The organism is Erythrobacter sp. JB1-7 (assembly GCF_057365015.1).
The window spans coordinates 1,799,571-1,822,633 of the sequence record NZ_CP200291.1 but is presented as its reverse complement, the minus strand read 5'-3'; the positions used below and the strand labels follow the sequence as shown (position 1 = coordinate 1,822,633).

General features: G+C 55.8%; 19 protein-coding genes and 1 pseudogene. 9 read left to right on the top strand and 11 right to left on the bottom strand.

From position 1 onward, the window contains the following. Window positions 1-3: 3 nt before the first annotated feature. Together AC0V6W_RS08880 and AC0V6W_RS08875 are read right to left on the bottom strand one after the other, a co-directional pair. A complete protein-coding gene (locus AC0V6W_RS08880) occupies window positions 4-903 on the bottom strand; it encodes a hypothetical protein (RefSeq protein ID WP_486149184.1) in 900 nt (299 codons plus the stop codon). Window positions 904-917: 14 nt separating this feature from the next. Continuing rightward, the gene (locus tag AC0V6W_RS08875) at window positions 918-2,009 is read right to left on the bottom strand and encodes a diacylglycerol/lipid kinase family protein (protein ID WP_486149182.1); all 1,092 of its coding nucleotides are present in this window, start codon (window positions 2,007-2,009) and stop codon (window positions 918-920) included. A gap of 224 nt (window positions 2,010-2,233) precedes the next feature. Here AC0V6W_RS08875 and AC0V6W_RS08870 point away from each other — a divergent pair, with 224 nt between their 5' ends. The 4 genes from AC0V6W_RS08870 (at window position 2,234) to AC0V6W_RS08855 (ending at window position 6,759) form a co-directional block, all read left to right on the top strand. Beyond that, window positions 2,234-3,439 (top strand): M20 metallopeptidase family protein, encoded by a 1,206-nt coding sequence (locus AC0V6W_RS08870; protein ID WP_486149180.1) that lies wholly within the window; start codon window positions 2,234-2,236, stop codon window positions 3,437-3,439. Between the two features lie 161 nt (window positions 3,440-3,600). Further along, entirely contained in the window at window positions 3,601-4,656 is a 1,056-nt protein-coding gene (locus AC0V6W_RS08865) for a LacI family DNA-binding transcriptional regulator (RefSeq protein WP_486149178.1), read from the top strand. A gap of 122 nt (window positions 4,657-4,778) precedes the next feature. Beyond that, window positions 4,779-5,990 (top strand): hypothetical protein, encoded by a 1,212-nt coding sequence (locus tag AC0V6W_RS08860; RefSeq protein ID WP_486149176.1) that lies wholly within the window; start codon window positions 4,779-4,781, stop codon window positions 5,988-5,990. 49 nt (window positions 5,991-6,039) lie between these two features. Next, window positions 6,040-6,759 (top strand): acylneuraminate cytidylyltransferase family protein, encoded by a 720-nt coding sequence (locus AC0V6W_RS08855; RefSeq protein WP_486149174.1) that lies wholly within the window; start codon window positions 6,040-6,042, stop codon window positions 6,757-6,759. Between the two features lie 84 nt (window positions 6,760-6,843). Here AC0V6W_RS08855 and AC0V6W_RS08850 read toward each other — a convergent pair. The 3 genes from AC0V6W_RS08850 to AC0V6W_RS08840 form a co-directional block, all read right to left on the bottom strand. Continuing rightward, window positions 6,844-8,195 (bottom strand): IS3 family transposase gene (locus AC0V6W_RS08850; RefSeq protein WP_486148010.1). Its coding sequence is split into 2 segments (ribosomal slippage): window positions 6,844-7,859 and window positions 7,859-8,195, totalling 1,353 coding nucleotides; the frame shifts between segments, so codons are not numbered across the junction. 91 nt (window positions 8,196-8,286) lie between these two features. Next, complete coding sequence (locus AC0V6W_RS08845) at window positions 8,287-8,823, bottom strand: type IV secretion system DNA-binding domain-containing protein (RefSeq protein ID WP_486149172.1); 537 nt, start codon at window positions 8,821-8,823, stop codon at window positions 8,287-8,289. A 78-nt stretch (window positions 8,824-8,901) separates the two neighbouring features. Continuing rightward, on the bottom strand, window positions 8,902-9,309 hold the full coding sequence (locus AC0V6W_RS08840) for a hypothetical protein (protein ID WP_486149170.1): 408 nt from the start codon (window positions 9,307-9,309) through the stop codon (window positions 8,902-8,904). A gap of 771 nt (window positions 9,310-10,080) precedes the next feature. Here AC0V6W_RS08840 and AC0V6W_RS08835 point away from each other — a divergent pair. After that, a complete protein-coding gene (locus tag AC0V6W_RS08835) occupies window positions 10,081-11,196 on the top strand; it encodes a DUF4238 domain-containing protein (protein WP_486149168.1) in 1,116 nt (371 codons plus the stop codon). Window positions 11,197-11,299: 103 nt separating this feature from the next. On the opposite strand, the gene AC0V6W_RS08830 is transcribed toward AC0V6W_RS08835, so the two are convergent. Together AC0V6W_RS08830 and AC0V6W_RS08825 are read right to left on the bottom strand one after the other, a co-directional pair. Further along, on the bottom strand, window positions 11,300-12,127 hold the full coding sequence (locus AC0V6W_RS08830; protein ID WP_486149166.1) for a DUF3626 domain-containing protein: 828 nt from the start codon (window positions 12,125-12,127) through the stop codon (window positions 11,300-11,302). 323 nt (window positions 12,128-12,450) lie between these two features. Continuing rightward, window positions 12,451-14,049: a winged helix-turn-helix domain-containing protein gene (locus tag AC0V6W_RS08825; protein ID WP_486149164.1), complete on the bottom strand. Its 1,599-nt coding sequence runs from the start codon at window positions 14,047-14,049 to the stop codon at window positions 12,451-12,453. A 164-nt stretch (window positions 14,050-14,213) separates the two neighbouring features. Between AC0V6W_RS08825 and AC0V6W_RS08820 the strand changes: the two genes are divergently transcribed. From AC0V6W_RS08820 to AC0V6W_RS08810, 3 genes and pseudogenes are all read left to right on the top strand, one after another. Further along, a complete protein-coding gene (locus AC0V6W_RS08820; RefSeq protein WP_486149162.1) occupies window positions 14,214-16,022 on the top strand; it encodes a serine hydrolase domain-containing protein in 1,809 nt (602 codons plus the stop codon). A 44-nt stretch (window positions 16,023-16,066) separates the two neighbouring features. Further along, window positions 16,067-16,444, top strand: coding sequence for a serine hydrolase domain-containing protein (locus tag AC0V6W_RS08815; RefSeq protein ID WP_486149160.1), 378 nt, complete (start codon window positions 16,067-16,069; stop codon window positions 16,442-16,444). Between the two features lie 65 nt (window positions 16,445-16,509). After that, a pseudogene (locus AC0V6W_RS08810) lies at window positions 16,510-17,429 on the top strand (transposase); the annotation flags it as partial. A 337-nt stretch (window positions 17,430-17,766) separates the two neighbouring features. Here AC0V6W_RS08810 and AC0V6W_RS08805 read toward each other — a convergent pair. The 4 genes from AC0V6W_RS08805 to AC0V6W_RS08790 form a co-directional block, all read right to left on the bottom strand. Next, complete coding sequence (locus tag AC0V6W_RS08805; RefSeq protein ID WP_486149158.1) at window positions 17,767-18,093, bottom strand: hypothetical protein; 327 nt, start codon at window positions 18,091-18,093, stop codon at window positions 17,767-17,769. A gap of 157 nt (window positions 18,094-18,250) precedes the next feature. Continuing rightward, window positions 18,251-18,502 (bottom strand): hypothetical protein, encoded by a 252-nt coding sequence (locus AC0V6W_RS08800; protein WP_486149156.1) that lies wholly within the window; start codon window positions 18,500-18,502, stop codon window positions 18,251-18,253. A gap of 758 nt (window positions 18,503-19,260) precedes the next feature. After that, window positions 19,261-21,378 carry a peptidase domain-containing ABC transporter gene (locus tag AC0V6W_RS08795; protein ID WP_486149154.1) on the bottom strand — a complete coding sequence of 706 codons (2,118 nt, stop codon included), beginning with the start codon at window positions 21,376-21,378 and terminating at the stop codon, window positions 19,261-19,263. A gap of 9 nt (window positions 21,379-21,387) precedes the next feature. Beyond that, window positions 21,388-22,611: an HlyD family secretion protein gene (locus AC0V6W_RS08790; protein WP_486149152.1), complete on the bottom strand. Its 1,224-nt coding sequence runs from the start codon at window positions 22,609-22,611 to the stop codon at window positions 21,388-21,390. Window positions 22,612-22,766: 155 nt separating this feature from the next. Between AC0V6W_RS08790 and AC0V6W_RS08785 the strand changes: the two genes are divergently transcribed. Further along, entirely contained in the window at window positions 22,767-23,015 is a 249-nt protein-coding gene (locus AC0V6W_RS08785) for a hypothetical protein (protein WP_486149150.1), read from the top strand. Window positions 23,016-23,063 lie beyond the last annotated feature (48 nt).

Below are 23,063 nucleotides of genomic sequence, written 5' to 3'. Positions count from 1 at the left end.
CGGTCAGCGATTGCGGCGGTGCTGCCACAGCGCGCGCGCCGCACTGGGTGCAGCAAGGATCGGAAAACGCTCTGCCATTGGGCCGACTTTCATCTCGCGTCCGGTATGCCGTTTGATCTTCCATGCAGCATAGCGCGCGGCGCCTTCAAATGTCGTCGTCGCCTTAGCCAGCCGGGCAAGATTGAGCGGTTTTCCCAGCCGCTGGCGCCGCTTCCACCAGCTGAGAATGTCCCGCCGCTCACCCGCTGAAAGGTGCGGAGTGATCTGCGCGCCATCGGCCTCAAAACCAATGCCCGCCGCATTAAGCGCCTCGGGCAAAAGCCCATCGAAATGGGCCGCGTTCTTGCTGAGGATGTCCTCCTCGCGGCCCGGCTTTTCAACCCGCAATTCCGCCTTGTAAGTCGCCTGGAACAGCGCGCGCCAAAACGCGCTTTCCCCGCCTGATGCTGGCCCCAAAGCCGCTGCCAATCGCGCCGCTGTCTGGCAGGCTGCACCAATGGCATCGGCGACCGATCCGCGCGCCTTCTCATCCGCTGCCCAGATCAACGCCGATGGCTGGACAAAACGCGCCCAGATGGTCGTATCGATCAGCTCGCCCGCGGCGGCTTTCGCAAAGGTATCGAGCGTCATTTCCGCGACTTTGGCGCGCAAATCATGCCCGGCGATAGCGCGCTCATGATAGCTGACGCGTGGCCAGATACGCGGTTCATCGCCGCCTCGATAAAGCAGGTAGAAATCGAGCACACCTTCAAGCTCGCCCGTGCGCAGGTTTGATCCGTAAAACAGCACCGCTACAGCGCCGCGTTCCTCCGCAAGAACATGCGCAAACTGCGCCGCCTGATCTTGCACCGATATATCCAATTGCCCGGCAATTCGGGCGGAGAGAGGCGATGCGTCTGTCATGGCGAACAGCGTGCTTAAGGGGTCACGAAGCGCAGGTCAGGCCCTGATCCAAGCGTGTAATCACCCGCCGGAAAGGATTCGCCATCCATAACAAACGGCTCTTCGAGCGACAGAGAAAGGCTGGACGCTGCCAATTGGTGGATGCCGCGCGATCGCAGGCCCTTGGTCATATAGCCTGCAAGAACAAACGGAATAAGTGCGGTCGTCCGGCGAGATATCTGATCAATCGCGACCAGTTTAAACTGAGTGGCACCAGCCTTTTGCACGCTGCCAAACGGGTTGATGCCTGCAGGCATGTTTTCAAGGCTGGAGACGAACAGCAATTGCCGCCTTTTCTCATCGCCATGCCCGCTATGGCCCAAAGGTGCCTTGTCCGGGCCAAGGCCGATTTTCATCACCGCGCCTCTGCGCCACACATTGGCGCGGCTGGCGGTTAAGGACTGAATAAGCGCCCACAGCGCGGTACTGGCCACCGCCATGCTGTTGAATGCGCCCAGCCGGTGGGCAGATTGCCCGGCCTGCGTAGCTTTGGTGAACGCGCCTGCCCCTAAAATAAAGCCGAAGACGGGGTTCTCACCCTTGGCGTTGCGAGTAATCGCCAACGGACGCCGTTCGGCGAAAGACCCCTTGCAATAAGCATCTTTTGCATCGGCCAATCCCCATTCGGACGGAATATCAAGATCATGCGCCAGGGCATTCGTCTTTCCGCGCGGCAGAACAGCCAGTTTGGGCCAGTTGGCGCCAAACACCGCATGGCCGCATGTGAGGACATCGCGCACGGTTCCATCGCCGCCATCGATGACCAGCAGATCAATGCCCTGCGCGGCAAAATTTGCCAAAGCTTCGGGCAAGGCTGATCGATTGTCAGGCTGCGCGATATGGATATTGCTTCCCAGATCCTGCTTGAGCCTCGCCTCAGCCTCGGGGCAATTGCGATTGCGATGGCTGCGCGGATTGTAGATCACTCCGACCTTCGGCGCTGTTTCGCAATCAGGCGCGCCGCGCGCCGGGCCGCGCTGCGTTGTCTCAGGCGTATGGCCGCGCACAATACGACCGCTCATCTGCCAAACAGGCAGCGGCGCAAAGTCGTAGATTGTGCTGGACATAGCGGTCCTCAAAAGATCCTTTGTTCATCAATCAGCAGCGCGCCAATGACACAATTGCGGAATTCTGTCATATATATGTTCGGTAAAACGCAAGTTCCAACCGCTAAGCTGCGTTTTTAGGCGGGTAGCACGCCTGCAATTTAACCAACGTGACATTATTGCACTTGAGAGGGCCAATTCAATTCTCCCTTTTACAAGCGATCACTGCGCTCTAAACTAAACGCATGCTCACACAAACGCTCCTTGACGCCGCGCGCGGCCATGCCGATCAGATCACGTCTTTGCGCCGGGCAATCCATGCCGAACCCGAATTGGGCCTCGAATGCCCGTTGACTATGGCGAAAGTCCGCGATGCCCTGTCCGATCTGCCACTGGAATGGCGCGAAGGCAGCTCGACCACGGGCGCGGTTGCGACCCTGAGGGGCGGCAAAGCAGGCGCGCACGGCCGCCGCGTGCTGCTGCGCGGCGATATGGATGCGCTGCCGATGGAGGAAAAGACAGACCTCGCCTTTGCTTCCACAATTGCAGGCCGGATGCATGCCTGCGGGCACGACACGCACACGGCCATGCTAACAGGGGCCGCGCGCATTTTGTGCGAGCGGCAAGGTGATCTTGCCGGAACGGTCGATTTCATGTTCCAGCCGGGCGAAGAAGGCTTTCACGGCGCGCGGTATATGATCGATGATGGCCTGCTTGATCCGCTGCCCGATGCCGCCTTTGCCTTGCATATCATGCCCAATGCGCCTTTTGCGGTGATTGGAGGACGGCCAGGGCCGCTTATGGCGGCGGCCGATCAATTCACGATCACGGTGACCGGCAAAGGCGGCCATGCCTCCATGCCCCATGATTGCGCCGATCCTGTTCCGGCTGCCGCCGCCATCATATCGGGATTGCAAACAATGGTGACGCGCCGGTTCAAAGCGACCAGCGCGGTGGTGGTAACTGTCACCCAAATCCATACAGGGACAACGCACAATATCATCCCCGACAGCGCTATGATTGCAGGCACAATCCGCACCCTGTCAGCAAAGCACCGCGCCAAAGCGCACGAGATCATTACCCAAACCGTCAAAGCCATTGCGGCAGGCCACGGCGTTTCGGCCCAATGCGAAATTGACCATGGCTATCCCGTCACTCTCAACGATCCGCGCGCGGTGAAATTGGGCGAAAAAGTCGTGCGCGCCATGGGCGATGAAACCGGATGGAATGATCTGGAAGACCCAATCATGGGGGCAGAAGATTTCTCATACGTGCTTGAAAAAGTGCCGGGTGCAATGTTTTTCCTCGGCGTTGCAAAACAGGGCGATCACGATTGGCGCTGCGCTTGCTCGCTCCACAATCCTCGCATGCATGTCGATGAAAGCGCCATGCCGCACGGCGCTGCGATGCTGGCAGGATGCGCGGCCGAGTTTCTTGAAAACGGCTTTTGACAGCAAGCGGGGCACTGCCAGCGTTCAGGCTGGCCCGCGCAGAACTGACAATCCACAGATATTGCCGCAATCCACCCCAGTCATGCGGTAAGCAATCTTCAATTTGGCGCGCCCATACGGCACCGTGCAATCACGCAGCGTGCGAAGGGGGCTGTCCGCCAATGAAGCCGGGCAACATCACAATCGAAGATGTCGCCAAAGCGGCGGGGGTTTCCCGCCAGACAGTGTCGCGCGTCATCAATGCCCAGCCCAATGTTCGCCCCGCTGTGCGCAAGCGGGTGGAAGAAGCGATTGCGCAGCTCGGCTATGTTCCCAATCTTGCGGCGCGGCGAATGGGCGGGGCGCGCAGCTATGTCATCCTTGCCGCATTTGAACGCGATGCCGTGGGCCGGGACATGGGACGGTTGCCGCTCGATACCATGATGCTGGAAGGTATGCGGGCATGCACCCCGCATGGGTACAGCCTGCTGTTTGAAGAAGTTGCGCCAGGCTCCGGCAGCGCCCATCAAGCCGCTACAATCATCCGCGCGCTTACTTCGCTTAAACCCGATGGCGTGATTTTGTGCCCTTCGCTTGAAGAGAATGTCGATATTCGCAATGCATTGTCTGAGCGCGGCATTGCAGCCGATTATCTGGGGCAACGCAGCGAATTTGGGCGAATGACACCCGGCCTTGATGATGCAGCCTTTGGCGAAGCCGCAGCCGAACATCTGCTCACCCGCGGCCACCGTCAGATCGGTTTTCTCAGCGGCCTGCATGATGCAGTGCGCTCCGGCAGACGGCTGGCCGGATATCGCCGCGCGCTGGTCAAAGTCGCCAGCCGCGCGCATGGCCATTTTATGTCCGATGTGCCGTTGCGCTTTAACGAAGCGCTCGAGATGGCGCGCACCTGGCTGACACCAACCATTCGCCCGACCGCGATCATTGCCGAAACGCAGGAAACCGCGCTGGCTGTGCTGCGAGCGGCTGAGCAGCTGTCAATCAAAGTCCCAGATGACCTGTCGGTTCTGGTTCTGGATGATCAGCCGGGCCTCGCGCTGGCTCAGCCGGCGCTCACGGTGCTGCATCAGGCCTATGCCGAACATTTTGCGGAGTCGTGCAGCCGGTTGATGAAACGGGTCGAAAAAACCGGCGATCCAGACGCGGATATGCCGCGCGATGATGGATTCGCCCTGATTGAACGCGCCAGCGTCACCAGCGCCCCGCGCGGGCGGTAATTGGCAAGCCTGCAGCCCGGCAAAATGCTGCCGGAGCGGCATGATCTGGCCCCGCGCCCATTCATAAAAACCCTGCTATGGCGGAAATCTGATGCTGGCATGGCTCTTGCTCCATCAGTTTCATGCCTTTTACCCCGCAACCCGCGCATCCCGCAATCGCCCGCGTGATGTTTTACATTCCCGTCGTGACCCCGTGGTGGTTTGCCGAGGTGATCTTCCCGCTCATTCAGGCCATGTCCAAAGCGCACGAAGTGCACGTGATGGCGCCCCCGCAATGGCGCGGCACAGGATTGGGAGCAGGGCAAGCTCCCTTGATTGAGCAAGCCCGCGGCGTGTTCTGGCATTTGCTTGACGGGCCAAGCCACCCGCAATTGCGCGTGGATGCGAGCGAAGATGCTGCGCTGTTGGATTTCGTCAACGAATTGGCGCCCGATCTTACCCTGTGCCGCTCTGCCGATATGAAGGCGCCCGCGCGCTTTCCCGGCGTGGTCAAGCATATGATGGAAGGGGCTGCACCGCCGCTCAAAAGCGGGGTCAATCGGATCAGGCTGGCAGACACTTTGTTCGATTACGGATTGATGCCGGATTTTACATCCGAAGAAGCAGCGCGGCTCGATGCGATCGGCGATACGCTGTGGGCCGATCAGGTGGAACCGTTGATCCGGTCGCTCCCCAGCCGCGCGCAATTCTGCGCCGAAAATGGCCTGCCGCAGGATCGCAAGATTATCGCGCTGCCGCTGGAATATGAGCATCCGGAAAACTTCTTCACCCAGCATCTGCCCTTTGCCGACAATGCAGCCATGGTGACTGCCATCGCACAATGTATTCCCGATGATTGCGTGCTGGCAGTGACGCAGCATCCTTTGAACGAGCTTTATGCCAATATCCTGCCCGTCAACGCTGCGATTGCCGCCCAGGATGAACGCGTCGTCCTGCTGGAAAGCGGTCCATCGCAAGGCCGCCGGACATTGGAATTAAGCCTGCATTGCGACGGAATGATTGTGAGCAATTCAAAAAGCTGGGCCCCATGCGCCGCTTTCGGCAATTCGGTGGCCCGCTTGTCATCGTTTCAGTCCGGCGAATGGATCAACGCCTATGACGCGGTAGAGCCAATGATCGCCGATATCCGCGCGGCAAGCGCCCGCGTGCCCGATGCACAAATGACGCGGCGCTGGTTTGCCTATCACTACGCCAATTGCGTGTTTGCCCCCAGCGACCCTGCGCTCAGCGCCGCGATGATTGCCGACTACGCGGTGCGCCCGCACCGCCCCGATAGGTGGGAACAAGTGATCGAGAAATACCGCGCGCAATTTGCACCAAAGGCCGCCGCTTAACCTCACCTATGCGCCTGACCTATGCGCCTCACCCAAGGAACCCTGCACCATGATTGATCTCGGCATAGTTGTCCCCGCACGGCGCGGAAGCTCCCGCATCAAGGAAAAGTGCCTGCTGCCCTTTGGCGATCAAGGCAGCCTGATCGAATGGAAGCTATCCCAGCTGATCAAAGTGATCGAGCCGCATCGGATCTATCTCTCCAGCGAAGATGAGGAGTTTTTGCAGCTGGCTCACCGCTTCGGCGTCTCGCGCCACCATCGCGACCGCGCGCTTGCGACCGGGCATGATGCGCCGTTTTGCGATGTTATCACGGGCATTGTGCAGCACATCCCGCATGAACACATCGCCTGGGCAACAGTCGTATGCCCGCTGATGTCGCCTGCCCAATATGCAGCGGCGTTTCGCGCTTATGAAGCGCATGCGGTGAACGGCTGCGCAGATTCACTCGTGGGCGTAAACCCGGCCAAGGACTATTATTGGTCCGACACTGGCGCGCTCAATTACGAAGCGAGCCGCAATCACACGATCTCGCAAGATCTGCCCAATTGGCACCGCGTCACCAACAGCCTCTATATGGCCCCGCGCTCGCTAATGCTGGAGCGAGAATACTTTCTGGGAGAAAGCCCACACTTGTTTGAGCTGCCAAAACTGGCCGGGATCGATATCGACTACATCGAAGACTACCGCATCGCACAGGCGCTATACGCAGTATATGCCGAAGATGGCTTAGACGATATGCATCAAGCATATCCCGAGATAGCGGCTTAGACCGAAATTGTCCGTCGTCAGATAAATTGAGACTCGCTTGGGTTTTGGCTTAGCGAGTGTATGGTCTCATCTGGTTGATGTGTTTTAGGCGGCTAGCTTTCGGTGAAGCAAGCGCCGATGTTTTAACGTCTGTCGTTTGATCCTTTCTCTTCGTTGGATGATGGTTGCGGCCCTGCCGAAGTAGGCGTCGGCAGGTGTGACGTTGTCGAGGCTCTCATGGTAGCGCTGATGGTTGTAATGCTCGACGAAGGCCTTGATCTGACATTCCAGATCGCCGGGCAGGAAGTAGTTCTCCAGTAGAACACGGTTCTTGAGTGTCTGGTGCCAGCGTTCGATCTTGCCCTGGGTCTGCGGGTGGAACGGCGCACCACGCACATGATCCATGCCGTTCTTGCCGAGATAGTCGGCTAGTTCTTCAGCAATGTAGCTCGGCCCATTGTCGGATAGCAGTCTTGGCCTGTGCTTGACGTGGGCGTGGTCGCAGCCCGATGCTTGCAGAGCCATATCCAACGTCTCGGTGACGTCTTCGGCCTTCATGGTCGTGCATAGCCTCCAGGCGATGATGTAGCGCGAGTAATCATCCAGCACGGTCGATAGATACATCCAACCCCATCCGATGATCTTGAAGTAGGTAAAGTCTGTCTGCCACATCTCGTTCGGACGTGTTGTCTGGGTGTGGAACTGATCAGCAGCCTTGATCACGGTATAGGCAGGGCTGGTGATCAGATCGTGCGCCTTAAGCAGCCGGTAAACCGTGGCTTCAGACACGAAGTAGCGCTTCTCGTCGGTGAAGCGCACCGCCAGCTCTCTGGGCGATAGCTCGCTGTACTCCAACGCCATATCGACGATCTGCTGCTGGATGGTCTCAGGGACACGGTTCCATGCGCGCTGTGGTCCGGGCTTTTGATCCTCCAACGCCGCTTCACCGAAGCGCTGATAGAGGTCGTACCAACGATAGAAGGTAGGACGGGCAACGCCCAGCATGTCCAGTGTCTTCTTCACTGGTAGATGGGATCGCTCGACCAGCCTGATGATCTCCAGCTTCTCAGAGGCGGGGTATCTCATTCTTCGTCTCCCCCATCCCCGATTGTGCTTTTTTTGAGCAGACGCAACTCCAGCGCCTGCTCAGCCACAACCTCCTTCAGATCACGCGCTTCCCGGCGCAGGTCCTTCACCTCGTCAGTGGTCGCCGCACGCGAAGTATCGCCAGCAAGCCTGCGCTTGCCTGCCTCCATGAACTCCTTCGACCAGGTGTAATACAGGCTCTGGGCTATGCCCTCCTTGCGACACAGCTCGGCAATACTGTCATCGCCGCGCAGGCCCTCAAGCACGATCCGTATCTTCTCTTCCGCTGAAAACTGACGCCGCGTTTTGCGCCTGATATCCTTCACCACCCGCTCAGCAGGTGCTTTGGAATTTGCTCGTTTTGATCTCATCTTCGTTCCTTACAGTCACTACGATGAGACCAAAACACTCCTCTATCCAATCACCTCAATCTGTCTCACAAACGCTGACGGGGAACAGCTCTTAGAAAAGCGAACCGCGCGCTGACTTTTGCCAGAAATCATCTTCGGCATTATGGCCGGTTGGGACGAGCGCGCTTGCGGCGCTTATGAAGTCTGCATAGCTTTCGCAATCATTGAACAAGGACCAGGCTTCGCAGCGTTGATCCATTGGGTTTAAGATCACATCAGTTTCAGGACGAAAGAAGTTTTCAACGAGGCCGCCGGTGAGATCGAAGATGACACAGCGATGGCCGCGCTCGCGTGCTTGCACGATTATCTTTTTAAGCTCTGTGGTCTTACCCGCGCCGGTCGTTCCAATGAGCATGGTGTGGCTTTGCTCGAGACGCCATGGAACGGGCACAGTTGCCATGCGATAGGGAACGTGAATTTTTTGTTTTGTGCGTTCACGAATGGAAGTTTTGAGGATATTGGTGGGATGCTCTTTGGGATCACACGCTGCGCATTCCTCTGAGTGTTTTTCCCAATTGTAATCTTCGACAGCCCTTATGAGTAAAAGACGCTCGACAAGGATAGCTCCGCGCTCATGGCGTTCGGTCAAGATTTCCGATCCACGGCGGCGAGAAAAATCAACTTACCAGACTGTGATGGGAACGCAGATAAAGGCCGCTGCGATCATTTAAGTTGCAGTGATCTGCAATGCGCGATCCCATGCGGCTTGAACGTCTGGATGATAGAGAACCATTTCCATTGTTGTACGCACAACATGGCCACTTGGAACGGTGAGGTTCACTAGCTTGTTGGCGTTGAGATTTATCCAATCCCAAAAGGTCGCGAGGCCCCGCATAAGCACGAGCTGCAATTCGTGATCTTTGAAGTTGAAATAGCCCAGCGTGACGAACAAAATGATCGCTGTTGAAAGCCAGAAAAAGAGAGGCAGTCTAACACCTGCCCAAGTCATCCAAACTTCGTGATGAAAGAGCTGTGATCCGCGTGTGAAATTGTTCGCGTTTCTCTTGATCTGTCCGCGTGCGGATTGATGGACGAGAGTGGCTGCTTTTTTGCTTGTGCGAATGTCCTCAGCCATGATGCTCTCGCACATTTTCTGCGGCAGTTATGAGTATCCGATCTGCTTCTTTGGGATACTCGCGTTGCAAGATGAGAGACAGCGCAAGCTGAGTGTGTTTATTGACGCCAATTCTTTTGACTCAGTTCTCCGAGTTCGTGTGACTCCAGAATGTCGTGTTGGTTGACTCGGTTCCGGAGGCAGGTTCAGCGTGGAGCTTTTCAATCTAGCGCAGCGCTGAACCTGCCCTAGCGTATGATAACGGTCTGCCGCCCGGACCCATCGCTCTGCGATGGGCCTTTAGTTTCGCCTTCCTCCAATTGCCTATCTTGCGGAAACGGATGTCGAGGGTCGGGGCCGGAACGTGGCCGTCCTCATTGCTGACTGACGCGCGGCCATCAAGCACGCTAGCGAGATCAGTCAGGCCTTACTCGAATGCAAAAGGGACGCAACCGTAGCAGCGGTGCGTCCCTTGGTGATTACTATAGCAATCTCAAATGCTTCAGTAGATTAGTGCGAAGGCCCGCAATTTGCAATGAAATCCTCAGCAAGTTGGCAGTTCCGGCCAATGTCCGTTCTATGAGCAGTTAAACTAGGGCACTTCGGCCGGGCGGTCAGTCCACTCTTCAGCTAACCTGTGCTCAAAGCCGACAGTCTGTTGCCGACCCCAATCCAAGACGTAGGTTGCCGGATTACTTGCTCCCGAAAGCAGACGCTATCTTGCCAGTGGAAGCTTACTGCGCTGACGTCGACAAGTCTGGATTTTGAGACGTTGTCGCCCATCTTTGTAGTATGGCTGCGCAGCATCAACATTACGTTCCAAAGCTCCTTCTTCGCGGCTTCCTCAGCTGTGACCCCAAGCGCGCTGCGAAAGAGCAAGTTCACGTTCTAGATCTCGAAGCGGAGAGATTCTTCCCAACGGCCATCGACAACATCATGGGCGAGCGTCGCTTCAACGAATTTTGGGTCGATGATGATGTGCTTGCGACCATCGAGCCATGGACAGGTCTCATTGAGGCGCATCTTGCCCCCATCATCGAACGGATCAGGGCGGAGAAGACGCTGGAACGCACACCTGAGGAGGTCGCAAACCTCGCGTTTCTAGTGGCCTTCCAGTTCGTAAGAACCAAGGGCATGCGGTTAATGCCAGAGCGGCTAGATGATCAACTGCGTCGGCATGTGAAGAGGATGGGCTTCGACCCAGTAAAGGTTGATGGCTTGACGAACCTCGACGAGGAAGGGCTCAAAAAAGAGCACATCCGCCATCAGGTGCAAAATCTCGAAAAGTATGCCGAGATCATGGCCGAAAAGGAATTCTTCCTAATGACGCCGCCGGATGGGCGTTCTTTCTATATTGGCGATCATCCCGTGGTACTGCACAATGACGAGCCAAGGACTATGCATACTGGCCACTTGGGCATTGGGGCCGCCTATATCCAGATCTATTTGCCGCTCGGGTCAGACGTGATGCTCTGCGCCTATGACAAAGCAGTGCTCGGCAAGATGATGAAAGCGTCTGACGAAATCCGCGACAAGGAGGTAGCGGGATACGCGCTGTCCAAGCTGATGGCCGGAGAGATTTCCCGCGAGCAGATGAAGCAAGCTGTTGATGCTGCTCGCGACCTCGATCCGGTGGCGGCTATGATAAAGGCCATTAGAACTGGCCAACCGATTGCGGTCGGTCCCGAACAGGTCGAGTGTTACAATTCACTGCAAGCATTCTTTGCACATAGGTTCGTGATCGATCCTGACGATAGCTTTACCGTTGCACGCGACATGATTGGCGAGAGAAAATCGGTTGCACAGGACGAACAAGCGGCTGAACGGGAAAATCTCGCTGCGAAGTACTTTCCTGAAGCTGACCTTACAAAGATGGGCAAACCGACTACGGAGAGGCGTGGGCACTAGCCCAACAAGCGGCCTTCGAACCATTTGTCGCTTGCTGTCTTCAATCGACCCTACATAGAGACGTTGAATGGCACTTGCCGCACGCTGCAAAGCCGCCATTTGTTTACCCGTATCCAAAGCGTGCAATGCAGTGCCAAACCCACTTCGCTGTTTGGTAATCAAGCTCGGCTCCACGAGCACGCCACAATCGTGCCGGCGTCAAGCAACCTTCCTCAGCGACCCTTACAATCGCATCGGCTGCTTCTTGCCCTCGATAGGTTCGGCACTCCGCAAGCCGGTCGACCGACAGGCAGAAACCTGCGTGCCAGTCGACCTTACAACCAAGCGACAGGGCGGCATCCTCGATGCGGCTGCCCTTGAACGAAGGGTCTAGGATCAGCGTTTCGACGTCCTGCGCAATAACGAGCGGGCCATGAACGTGCGCCTCAATGTAATTATCGAGCCAAGGATCTAGAGAGAGTCCATTCGTTTCAGCCAGCGCAATTAGCTCGCGAACGTCTTCTACTGCAAAGTCATCCGGCTCCAAATGGCTGTCGGGATAGCTGAAAGTGGTCCTCGCAAGAGCATGCGAACGCAAACGAAAGTGCGCGGACCCAAAGCGGCGCGATCCCCCGACGGGCTCGTTCCGATGGTTCAGCGACCCATACTTTGGCCTAAGCGATGGATCGGCCTCGTCATAGGCCCCACCAAATATCCTGCTTTCCCAATGCCATCGGTCTCCTCCTCGGTAGGCGGTCAAACCACCACTGCTCGTACCCGTCTCAAACTGCGAACGGTAGACTCCATCCGCAACCAAACGATCAATCACCAATGAGCCAGCCACCACGAGGTCGGGATGGAAGTTCAGCGTGACAGGCAAACCATGATCGACCGGGCCTTGCGGACACCTCGGCCGGAGGTAATCCAAAGCGCGCTGAACAAAGTCGGTCATCTCCAGATGCCTCAATATTAAAAGAGCACTGCGCCACCTCGGTCCAATGGCAGCTAGATTCGCCACTATAGCGTTCGAAAGCGGACTGTCAGCATCCCGCCCCATAGCGGTCGGGCAGCTTACGACCCAAAATCGGACATTCATCAAGCTCAGCGGAAAGCGAGCACACGTCATGGCTACAAGGCGAATGATCACCGGCGATGAATAGAAGAGCCTGAAAGGGCATGGCGGCATAGCTCTCTACTTGCGACTCATGCCTAGCCGGCAACACCTCAAATCAGAACGCCTTGTTAGCCTGACAATACTCTGCCGAATGGTTGCGCTTAGATTTCCTGATTGGGTAAAGCCAATAAAGCCTGCAGCTCATTTGTGGTAGCAATCAGCTCGCTTTGGGCTGCAAGTTCCCTGGCGATCCGAGCATCAATTCTCTGGCCGGCGTCGGAAGCCATAACAATCTCCAGATAAGGAGAATTTTTGAGCCAATTCCTGTCTCGCCAGCCAAGGCTGACTGCTTGCGAAATCAGACTGGCACTTTCGCTGGAATTGCCCAAAGCCGCATCCACTTCGGCCAATTGAATGAGCGCCAAGGCTTCTGTTCCACCAATAATTGCATCGCGCTTGTCTTGCGGAAAGAGCCTCTCCGCAACGCTCGAATCTCCATCGGACGCTGCCATTGCGGCGAGAAGGTAATGCCCGCGCCATCCTGCACCAGTAAGGATATCTTCAGCCTCCTCCTCGCGGCCCAATGCGATGAGTATGCGCCCTTTCAGTGCCAAGAGCTGCGGTGATGATTTAGCTTCGCCATCATATCGCCGGATGGCCTCCAAGGCTTCATTCGACCGTCCGTCTCGAAGGTGACCTGACGCGATCGCCAATGTGACCACGACCTGCCCTGGATTCAGGGTGAGAGCTTGCTGCCTCCACCACACGGCAGAAGGGTCATCTAAAAGTTCCAGAATTTGCGCGATCTGGATTTCTGCGTAACGCGAACGGCCTCCAATTTCACGTGCTTGCGCCTCAAGCAGCAGGGCCTGCTGCAAGTCGCCTCTCAGGAGAAGTAGGTGGGCCGCGCTTGATATAGCAGATGCGTTTTCGGGGTCGATTTCAAACGCCCGGCGATAGGCAGCAAGCGCTTCATCTGGCCGCGCCTGGGAGCCCAGAACATAACCGAGCGCTGACCAAGCGTCACTGCTGAATGGTTGTTCGTCAATCAATGCGCGAGCTAGCTGCTCAGCCTCTCGTTTCTCTTCATAATCGCCGCGAAACTTTGTTGCATATGTAGTCAACGCAAAGCTCAGTGTCAGACGCGCATCAAACTGGTTTGGTTCTTGGACCAATGCTGTTCTCAGCATTTCAATCGCGCGTTCGGTTTCCTTCGGTTGATGCAGACTAAGTTGCGCGTTGGCCCGATCAACCAACAGGCTGGCGCGGCTTCCATTGGTATAGGGCTGTCCGCTAGCCCGAGCCTCAGCTGCAGTGTTCATCCGGTCAGCCGATCCTGCGATCGCGAGGCTCGATACGACCACCAATATGCATGCCAAAACAGCAAATGCAGGCACCAAAGACCGCATCATTCGATTTGATTGCGGTTGGTCTTCCCTTGCAGTCCGCCGAATGACAGACCCCACAATCGCATAACCCGATCCTCGAACTGTCCTGATATAACGAGGGGCCTTAGGATCATCACCGATTACCTTTCTAAGAAGAGCAATGCGCTGAGCTATTGTTTCGCCGTTCACATGAGACGCACCCCATACCCTCGCGGACATTTCCTCTGCGCTGAGGGGTGCTGGTGCGGACACAAGCAGGGCCGAAAAAAGATCAAAGCTAAGATCGGGAAGTTTAAGCGGCACACCTTCTTTGGTGACAATGCGCTTTTCACAATCAACGATCAGGTCACTAATCTCAAAAATCGCATTCATCTTCAAAACACCTAGTGGAACCCTGGCTTTCAAGATTCTTCAGAAAACTTCACGTGACGTGCGCTGCAAGGCGGAGCACGATTTTGTCGCGGCCTATCATGGCACTGCGTTCGCATAAGAGCCAGATACACATTGTGGCCCAAGGTTTTGGAGTAGGATGTAAGATGAGGATTTTTGGCGTTGGGCTGTATTCCACTTGTTTGATTGCAGCGGGTTGGTTGGTGCCAAGCAATTTGGCAGCTCAAACAGAAACACCGACAGAAGCATCAGTCAATTGGGAAGGCATTTGGGTAGCCGAGAGAAGCTATGGTCCCGATCTGAAGGGGCCCGTGACCTTGCAGCGCTCAGGAGATCATTGGACTGCGCGGATTCAGGGTGAGAGCGTCCCGGTGGAGCAGAGCACTGACGAAGACGGCACGCGGCGCTGGGCGTTTTCTGTTCTGGGCCAGGGTTACTTTGTCGGCCGCCAATCGGCGGCTGGCGGGCCTCTCACCGGGCACTGGTTTCAATCTCCTGGCGCGATACAAGGTAATCCATTTGCCTCCCCATTGCGTATGTTGCCCGCAGGCCGTGACGCGTTTTCGGGAACAATCAGACCATTTCCGCAAACCCTCTCGCTAAATATTCCGCTGATTCGAGAGGGCAGCGACACGGATCCAGACCCACAGCAGTATCGCACCTTCCTGCGCAATCCTGAGCGTAATATTGGTGTCTTCTTTCGCATCGTATCCGCAACGGTCGATGGTGATGAGATTCAGTTCAAGAACGCGGACGGAGATGTGCGGTTCACTGGAAACAGTCTTGTCCCAGGACAGCAATTCAGCCTCCGTCTTCGGCGAGGAGGCGACCTGTTCGATTTCACACGCCGATCGCGGCAGGATGCTGCCGGGTTTTACCCGAGACGTTCTACTGAAGTCCCATCCGCTTTGTTGCGGCCTGCGGAGACTGATGACGGTTGGCGCACAGCGTCGCCGGATGAGAGCGGGCTTAATGGCGAATTGCTGCTCAATATGATTGGCGAGCTTGCCACATTCGAACCGACAGGGCTGCGACAACCCTATATCCATGGACTTCTGATTGCCCATCGCGGCAAGCTGGTGATGGAAGAGTATTTTCATGGCTTCGATAGAGACACCCCGCATGACTCTCGTTCGGCTGGAAAATCCTTAGCGTCGGCATTGTTGGGCGTTGCACTAGAGCAAGGGCTAGTCTCAAGCCTTGATGAACCGGTGTATTCCTTCTTCGGCGGTTTAGAGGCCTTTGCAAACCCTGATCCGCGCAAAGAACAAATGACCTTGCGTCATCTAGTAACCATGTCGCCGGGGTTCGATTGCAACGACGATGATTATGATACGCCCGGCAATGAAGACACCATGCAAAACCAGTCTGACCAACCTGACTGGTATCGCTATACGCTCGATTTGCCGATGGTAGCTGAGCCCGGAGCCAACGATGCATACTGTACCGCAGGCATCAATCTGATCGGCGGCGCTTTGAAAGCAAAATCCGGTATGAGCCTGCCGCGCTACTTTCATGAGAGCTTTGCCGAGCCGCTTGATTTTGGCCACTACTACATGAACCTTTCGCCGACCTATGAGGGATATATGGGGGGCGGCATTCGCCTTCGCCCGCGTGACTTTATGAAGCTGGGACAGCTCTATCTTGATGGCGGTGTGTGGAATGGCAGGCGTCTTGTCTCGGAAGACTGGGTCAGGGCATCCGCTGCACCGCATTCCTCTTTGAACTCAGAAGACGATTACGGCTTTGCCTGGTGGCGACAGGCGTATGAGGTCGATGGACAGACCATTGATACCTACTATGCGAGCGGCAATGGAGGGCAAATGACATTTGTCGTGCCAGAGCTCGAGCTCGTCGTGCAGATGAACGCAGGCAATTACAGCGATGGACGCACCCGCGCCAGGTGGCGAGATCGCCTGATGGGAGAGTTCATTCTGCCTGCTGCGCTTAACTGATCCGGAGCGCCCTAATCTTGCTTTGAATCGCTTCCGATCTGCCATTGGAGTTTGCGTCAGGGAGCGCATGGGCTTACTCAAACTCAAACTATGTCCTGCTGTCTCGAATTGTCGAGAAAGTCAGCGGTGTAACCTATGCTGAGTTTATTGAGGCAAACTTGCTTGAACCAGCTGGCATAACCGACACTGCGATAGATGTTTCCTCCACGATTGTGCCGCACCGGGCGTCGGGATACTCGCCTTCACCAAATGGAATAGTGAACGCTGATTATGTCTATATGGGCATTCCAACTGGAGCTGGAGCGCTCTACTCTACGACGACGGATCTCTTGAAATGGCAGCGCAGTCTGTTCGGTGGTCAGATAATATCAAACCGAAGCCTGTCGCAATATGTGACGCCTGTTCCCCGTCAGCGTTTGTGAGACAGATTGAGGTGATTGGATAGAGGAGTGTTTTGGTCTCATCGTAGTGACTGTAAGGAACGAAGATGAGATCAAAACGAGCAAATTCCAAAGCACCTGCTGAGCGGGTGGTGAAGGATATCAGGCGCAAAACGCGGCGTCAGTTTTCAGCGGAAGAGAAGATACGGATCGTGCTTGAGGGCCTGCGCGGCGATGACAGTATTGCCGAGCTGTGTCGCAAGGAGGGCATAGCCCAGAGCCTGTATTACACCTGGTCGAAGGAGTTCATGGAGGCAGGCAAGCGCAGGCTTGCTGGCGATACTTCGCGTGCGGCGACCACTGACGAGGTGAAGGACCTGCGCCGGGAAGCGCGTGATCTGAAGGAGGTTGTGGCTGAGCAGGCGCTGGAGTTGCGTCTGCTCAAAAAAAGCACAATCGGGGATGGGGGAGACGAAGAATGAGATACCCCGCCTCTGAGAAGCTGGAGATCATCAGGCTGGTCGAGCGATCCCATCTACCAGTGAAGAAGACACTGGACATGCTGGGCGTTGCCCGTCCTACCTTCTATCGTTGGTACGACCTCTATCAGCGCTTCGGTGAAGCGGCGTTGGAGGATCAAAAGCCCGGACCACAGCGCGCATGGAACCGTGTCCCTGAGACCATCCAGCAGCAGATCGTCGATATGGCGTTGGAGTACAGCGAGCTATCGCCCAGAGAGCTGGCGGTGCGCTTCACCGACGAGAAGCGCTACTTCGTGTCTGAAGCCACGGTTTACCGGCTGCTTAAGGCGCACGATCTGATCACCAGCCCTGCCTATACCGTGATCAAGGCTGCTGATCAGTTCCACACCCAGACAACACGTCCGAACGAGATGTGGCAGACAGACTTTACCTACTTCAAGATCATCGGATGGGGTTGGATGTATCTATCGACCGTGCTGGATGATTACTCGCGCTACATCATCGCCTGGAGGCTATGCACGACCATGAAGGCCGAAGACGTCACACCTGCCGACGCCTACTTCGGCAGGGCCGCAACCATCATCCAACGAAGAGAAAGGATCAAACGACAGACGTTAAAACATCGGCGCTTGCTTCACCGAAAGCTAGCCGCCTAAAACACATCAACCAGATGAGACCATACACTCGCTAAGCCAAAACCCAAGCGAGTCTCAATTTATCTGACGACGGACACTCACAGTCAAAGCGAGTGCCGCCGAAACGCACATCCATAATGTGATCGAGACAGGCTTGCTCTGAATTGAAGCGCTGGAAGAATTCACGAACTGAAAATTCAGGGGAGGCAGATGGGCTTTTCGTCATACCCATTATATCGCGCACCAATCATACATGCGTTAAGGGGATAATCGGGTTCCCAAATGGTGATGATATGGACGTTATCTGACGGTACAGGCGACGGATCTCTCCTCGCGTCCAGTGCTCGTCCCGCAATTCAGATATCCTGATTGCCGTACCCGTCGCATCATTGTCGAAGACCTTCGGCTCGCGCTCTTCGATGACCACTTCCGCATCATCCAGAAACTCGTGATCCATCATCGTATTCCAGTCGATCCGGACCACAACCTCCGGCTCGCCCTCGGAACGGGTAATCAGATCAGTTTTATTGCCAAGCTTGTGTACAGAAAGGCGCCCAAGACCTTTTGAGCTCAACGGCAAACGGCCTTTTTCGGTTCTAATCTAGTTTTTGAGCTGTTTTTCCTTGTGATCGTGAGCGATCACCAACCACACATTACGAACGCCTTCCGGGCGGGTAGACGCTATCGATGGCCCTCTTTCAATTGAAGCGGGTTTCGTTTCGCGGGCGGCTTCATTCGTGGAATCGCTCTACATTCTCTTCGGCCAGCTCGGCCATCCTATCGAGCAGGTGGGAGTGTTCTTTCTCAAGCGGTAGGGTCATTCCCAAATTCAGATTCTCGAGCAGAAGGATGAGGCGTCGGATGTCTGGTGAGACGCCCGCTTTGAGCAGAGGCAGGCCAAGCATCGCAGATATGCGCAACGCCTCTGTGCGGCTGATACCTCGGCTTGCTGCAAAGTCATCAACTTGCTCAAGGACGGTCAACGGCAATCTAACGCCGGTGCTGATGAGTCTATTTATAACCACATGAAATCTCCTATTGGAGTTTCGTGGCTGAGTTATCGCATCGCCATAAATATAGGGCGAGCATTGGGTTGACAAGTTCCAGTTTCGCGGGGCCAATTTCTAGAATTTCTAAAAACACCGCGTGCACATATGTGCAAGCGCTCAATGCCCGCTAGTACACTGAATACATGCACAAGTCAGGCTGTGCACCATGGTGCACAGCCCAAGTAAACGATGGTATACCGTTAACGATCGTGTACATCGTTTTATTTCAGCAACTTAGTCCACGGGACTGCCGTATAGGGTGTGCTTTGTCAAGAGGGACTGCAGATATCGATCCAGACCATTTCTAGGCACCGCTTTAAATGGCAGATTTCCGGGGTTTTCTGGTGGAACTGCGTGGCCATGCGGCCGTGAGACTACGATCCAAACGCGACCATTGTTTTGGCAATGTTCCGAAATAGGGACCAAATAGCCATCGAGCGCATACGAGCTAAATTGAACGTCACGCGCCTGCTTCATGTCGTTTGTTTTGACGAGCGATTCATAGTTGCCACCGCGTCGTTACATTGGATGCGTCCGCGCGGTCGGTTGCGTCATTCGCCCGTGCCATCGCGCTGGATCTTGGAGCAACAACAAGTTGGCGCTGGCGTCCGAAGGGTGCCCATTGATCGCACATGCCGCGTAACAAAGTCCCAAGAAATTGGTGGGCGCTCACTCACAGAATCTTGATATAGTTAACGGCCAGGTGAGCTTATTTCGGCGTCGTGCAACTTCCCACCAATCATTGCCAACACGCGCTCGGCTGCTTCGATGGTTTCTTTGCGGTGCGCGATGATGATGCGAGTAATGCCCATAGCCGATATGGCCTCATTGACCGCCCGCTCATGATCAGTGTCGAGATGTGCGGTGCCTTCATCCATCACGAGGATTTTGGGTTGGCGATAGAGCGCACGGGCAAGCAGGACGCGTTGCTTTTGCCCGCCTGATAGGGTCGACCCCATATCGCCAACAAGGGTTTCAAATTGCATCGGCATTTGTGCGATATCGTTGTGGATCGAGGCAGCCACCGCCGCCCCCACAACCCGCTCTATATCGACGCTCTCGTCGAACAGGGCGATATTGTCGGCGAGCGTCCCTGCGAACAGACTATCCTCTTGCAACACGGCTGCAATCTGGCTGTGAAAGCTCTTATAGCCGAACCGATGGAGCGGGAGGCCATCGACCAGCACCTCGCCACTCTCAGGTTCAACTAGGCCAAGCAGCAGCTTCACGAGGGTAGACTTACCGCCTCCCGATGGCCCTGTGATGGCTACGAACTCGCCTTGCTCGACGATCAGGTTCACGCCTTCCAACACAAGGGGGTCGCTCGGCGCATAGCGATAGAACACATCGCGCAGCTCAATGCGGCCTTTCAACTCGGTCTCGCGGTCGAGGCTGTCGTCAAAGCTCTTATCCTCGTCCGACATTGCAATATCGGACAGGCGTTCGAGATGTAGGCCAAGCATCTTGAACGCTATGGCATTGTCGATGAGAGCCGCCGCCTTGCCGATGAACTGGCTTTTGTAGGCCATGTAGGCGAACACCATACCGACACTGAACCCGCTGCCTTCGATGACGAAGCTGATCGCAACATAAATGGTAAGAATGTTTTCCAACCCAAAAATGAGCGTATTCGCAGTGGTCTGCCAGATGCCAACACGCGCCATACGCACATTGGCATTGATGCTATCGGTCAGCTTGGTTTGCCAAAGCGCATGGCGCAGCGTCTCGCGCCCAAACAGGCGTAGCGTGGTCATGCCGCGCAGCGTTTCGATGAGCGTGGATTGTTCCTTTCCGCGCATAATGATGGAAGCTTCCTGCGCTTCGCGCTCGAACGAGAACGAGACGGCGCGAACGATGCCGTAAAGCACGAAAGCGACTATCGCGATCGTAGCAAGGAGCGGACTGTACCAGAACATGAGCGCGAGCGTCAGAATGGCCATCAGTCCATCGACAATCGCTGCTACCGCGCCTTGAGTGAGCATGGTCTGTATCGGACCGATGGACTGGAAGCGCGACAGGATATCACCTGTGTGCCGCTTCTCGAACCAATCAACAGGCAGGCGGAACAGACGGCGAGCCACGTTGGAGGCGAGGGTAAAGCCGAGCGTTGTCCCCGCCACCAGCAGCACGAAGGAGCGCAGTAACGATGCTCCTGCATTGATGAGGGTGAATAGGCCAAACCCGATGGCCAGCACGGCCAGCAAGTCCAAATCCAAGGCTGGCAGCGCATTGTCGATAGCTACCTGCATGTAATAGGGCGAAGCCAGCACATAGGCTTGCAGAACGAGCGTCAGCACGAGGACTTGGGCTATCGCCCGTTTCAGCCCTGTCATACGCCGCCAAAGCTGCGAGAGCTTCAAACGCTCACGGTGTTTGCCTTCATCGAAATCGTCGCTTGGCCTAAGTTCGAGCGCAACGCCTGTGAAGTGCTTGGACACTTCCTCCAATGGCATATTTGTCGAGCGACCATCGGGATTATGGATGAGTGCTTTGTCACCTTTGACCCGCTCAAGCACCACATAGTGGTTCATATTCCAGTGCAGGATGCAGGGTGTGTGAAGGTTCTTCAGCTCCTCAAGCGGAAGTTTAACCGCACGGGGCGTTAGCCCAATCTTGTCGGCAAGGCCGATGAGGGAACGTAGGGGCGCACCGCGCAGTGAGGGAGCAAAGCGGCGGCGCAGCGTGCCAAGGTCGATATCGAGACCGTGATAATTGGCGACCATTGCCAAAGATGCGAGACCGCATTCGGCAATCTCGGTCTGGCGCACAAGCCGTACCCGTGAGCGGGTGAAGAACCCCAAATCCAGCATGATATTTCCCTACCGCCGTCTTACGGCATAGAGAGGCTCGAACAGCCATTCGAGAAGAGATTGCTTTTCGGTCACGATACGCGCTGAGAGCGTCATACCCGACACCAAGGGTTCGCTGCGACCGAAGGCGGTGACAGCATCGGCATCGAGCTTCACGCGCACGGGATAGACAGCCACGACTGCGCCATCTGCGCCTTGCTGGCTGAGCGCGCTTTCTGCGACGGTCAGCACTTCACCTTTGACCGTTCCAAAACGCTGATAAGGGAAGGCATCAATTGCAAGGCTGACCTCTTGCCCCTGCTCCACGAAACCAATGGCCGAGCTGGGGACGGCCAGTTCAGCTTGTAGCTCAACTCCTGCGGGAACGATGATCATAAGCGGAGCTTGTGAGTTGGCGGGTTGTCCAACGCGGGCTGTGAGTGCTGTCACTGTGCCAGCAATCGGCGCACGTATTGCATAGGAACGCGAACCTGCTGTGCTTGCCGCTTGCTGCCCCACTTGCGCACGGGCGGCAGCAAGGTTTGCGGCTGCAGCACGGGCTTGGGCAGCAATCTGCGCCGACGAGCGCTCGGATTCCGTAAGAGCTGCGCGTTTGGCTGACAGGCCTTGATTGAGCTGCGAAAGCCCCTGCTGACGAGCAAGCAAGGTCTCCTCGCGTATCTGCAAATCGCGCTGACTGACAAAGCCACGTTCGGCCACTTCAAGCGCACGATCGAAGTCGGCTTGTGCCGTCTCGATGAGGTTTTGCTGGATAGTGATTTGCGACTGGATCTGACCAATCTCCGAGCGCAGACCTGCTTGCTGTGCCGCGAGTTGGCTTTGCTGCGCTGACGCGGCTGCATTTGCAGCATCAATCTGAGAGGCGAGGCTTGCATCTTGACGCGCAATAGCTTGCTCGATTTGCTCAGCCGAGGAGATGCCTTGGCCGCTATCTTCCTCGGTGCGGATTTGCGCCAAAAGGTCGCCCGCTTCAACGCGCTGTCCATCCGTCACGGCGAGTTCGACAACAGTTCCAGTGCGGGTGGGGAGGATAGAGGAGACGCCCTTATCAGGTGTGACTGTGCCGAGAGCAGTTTCGACACGGGAGTAATTAGCGAGGGAGATAAACAGAAAAGCAGCGAGAATGCTACCAAAGATAAAATATGTGATAGCGCTCCACGATACTGGAATCGCTACAGCCACATCGCCAGTAAGTCTGTCACGATGACGATTGATCGCCTCACTACGGAACACAGGCCCCCCGATTGGATTGTCGATTACTGCTTTTCAATACTGATAAACGCTGTATAGTCCAGTTCAATACTGGCGTTAAACAATTAATCGAGGTTTTTCTCGCGCCACCTCGATTATGCATCTCAAGGTGCGTGCAATAATAGCTGGAGTGATTTATGCTGCATACTAACATTCTCGGAAACAAAGGTCTCGCCACTCTCTCGGATGCAGAGATTGACGCCGTCTCTGGCGGTGAAATCCTCGATATTGATTTCGACCTTGGGGATGTACAAGGATCAGTTGGTGTCGACACCGATACCGGTGACGTGAGCGGTAGCTTGTCCACGACATCGGGCAACACAACTGTTAGCGTTAGTGGAAGCACGAATGGGTCAGCGAATATCACCGTGACCATCAAATTCTGAGACTGTTCACAAAGTCATCAATATCGTCGGGGCGGTTGCCCCGACGAT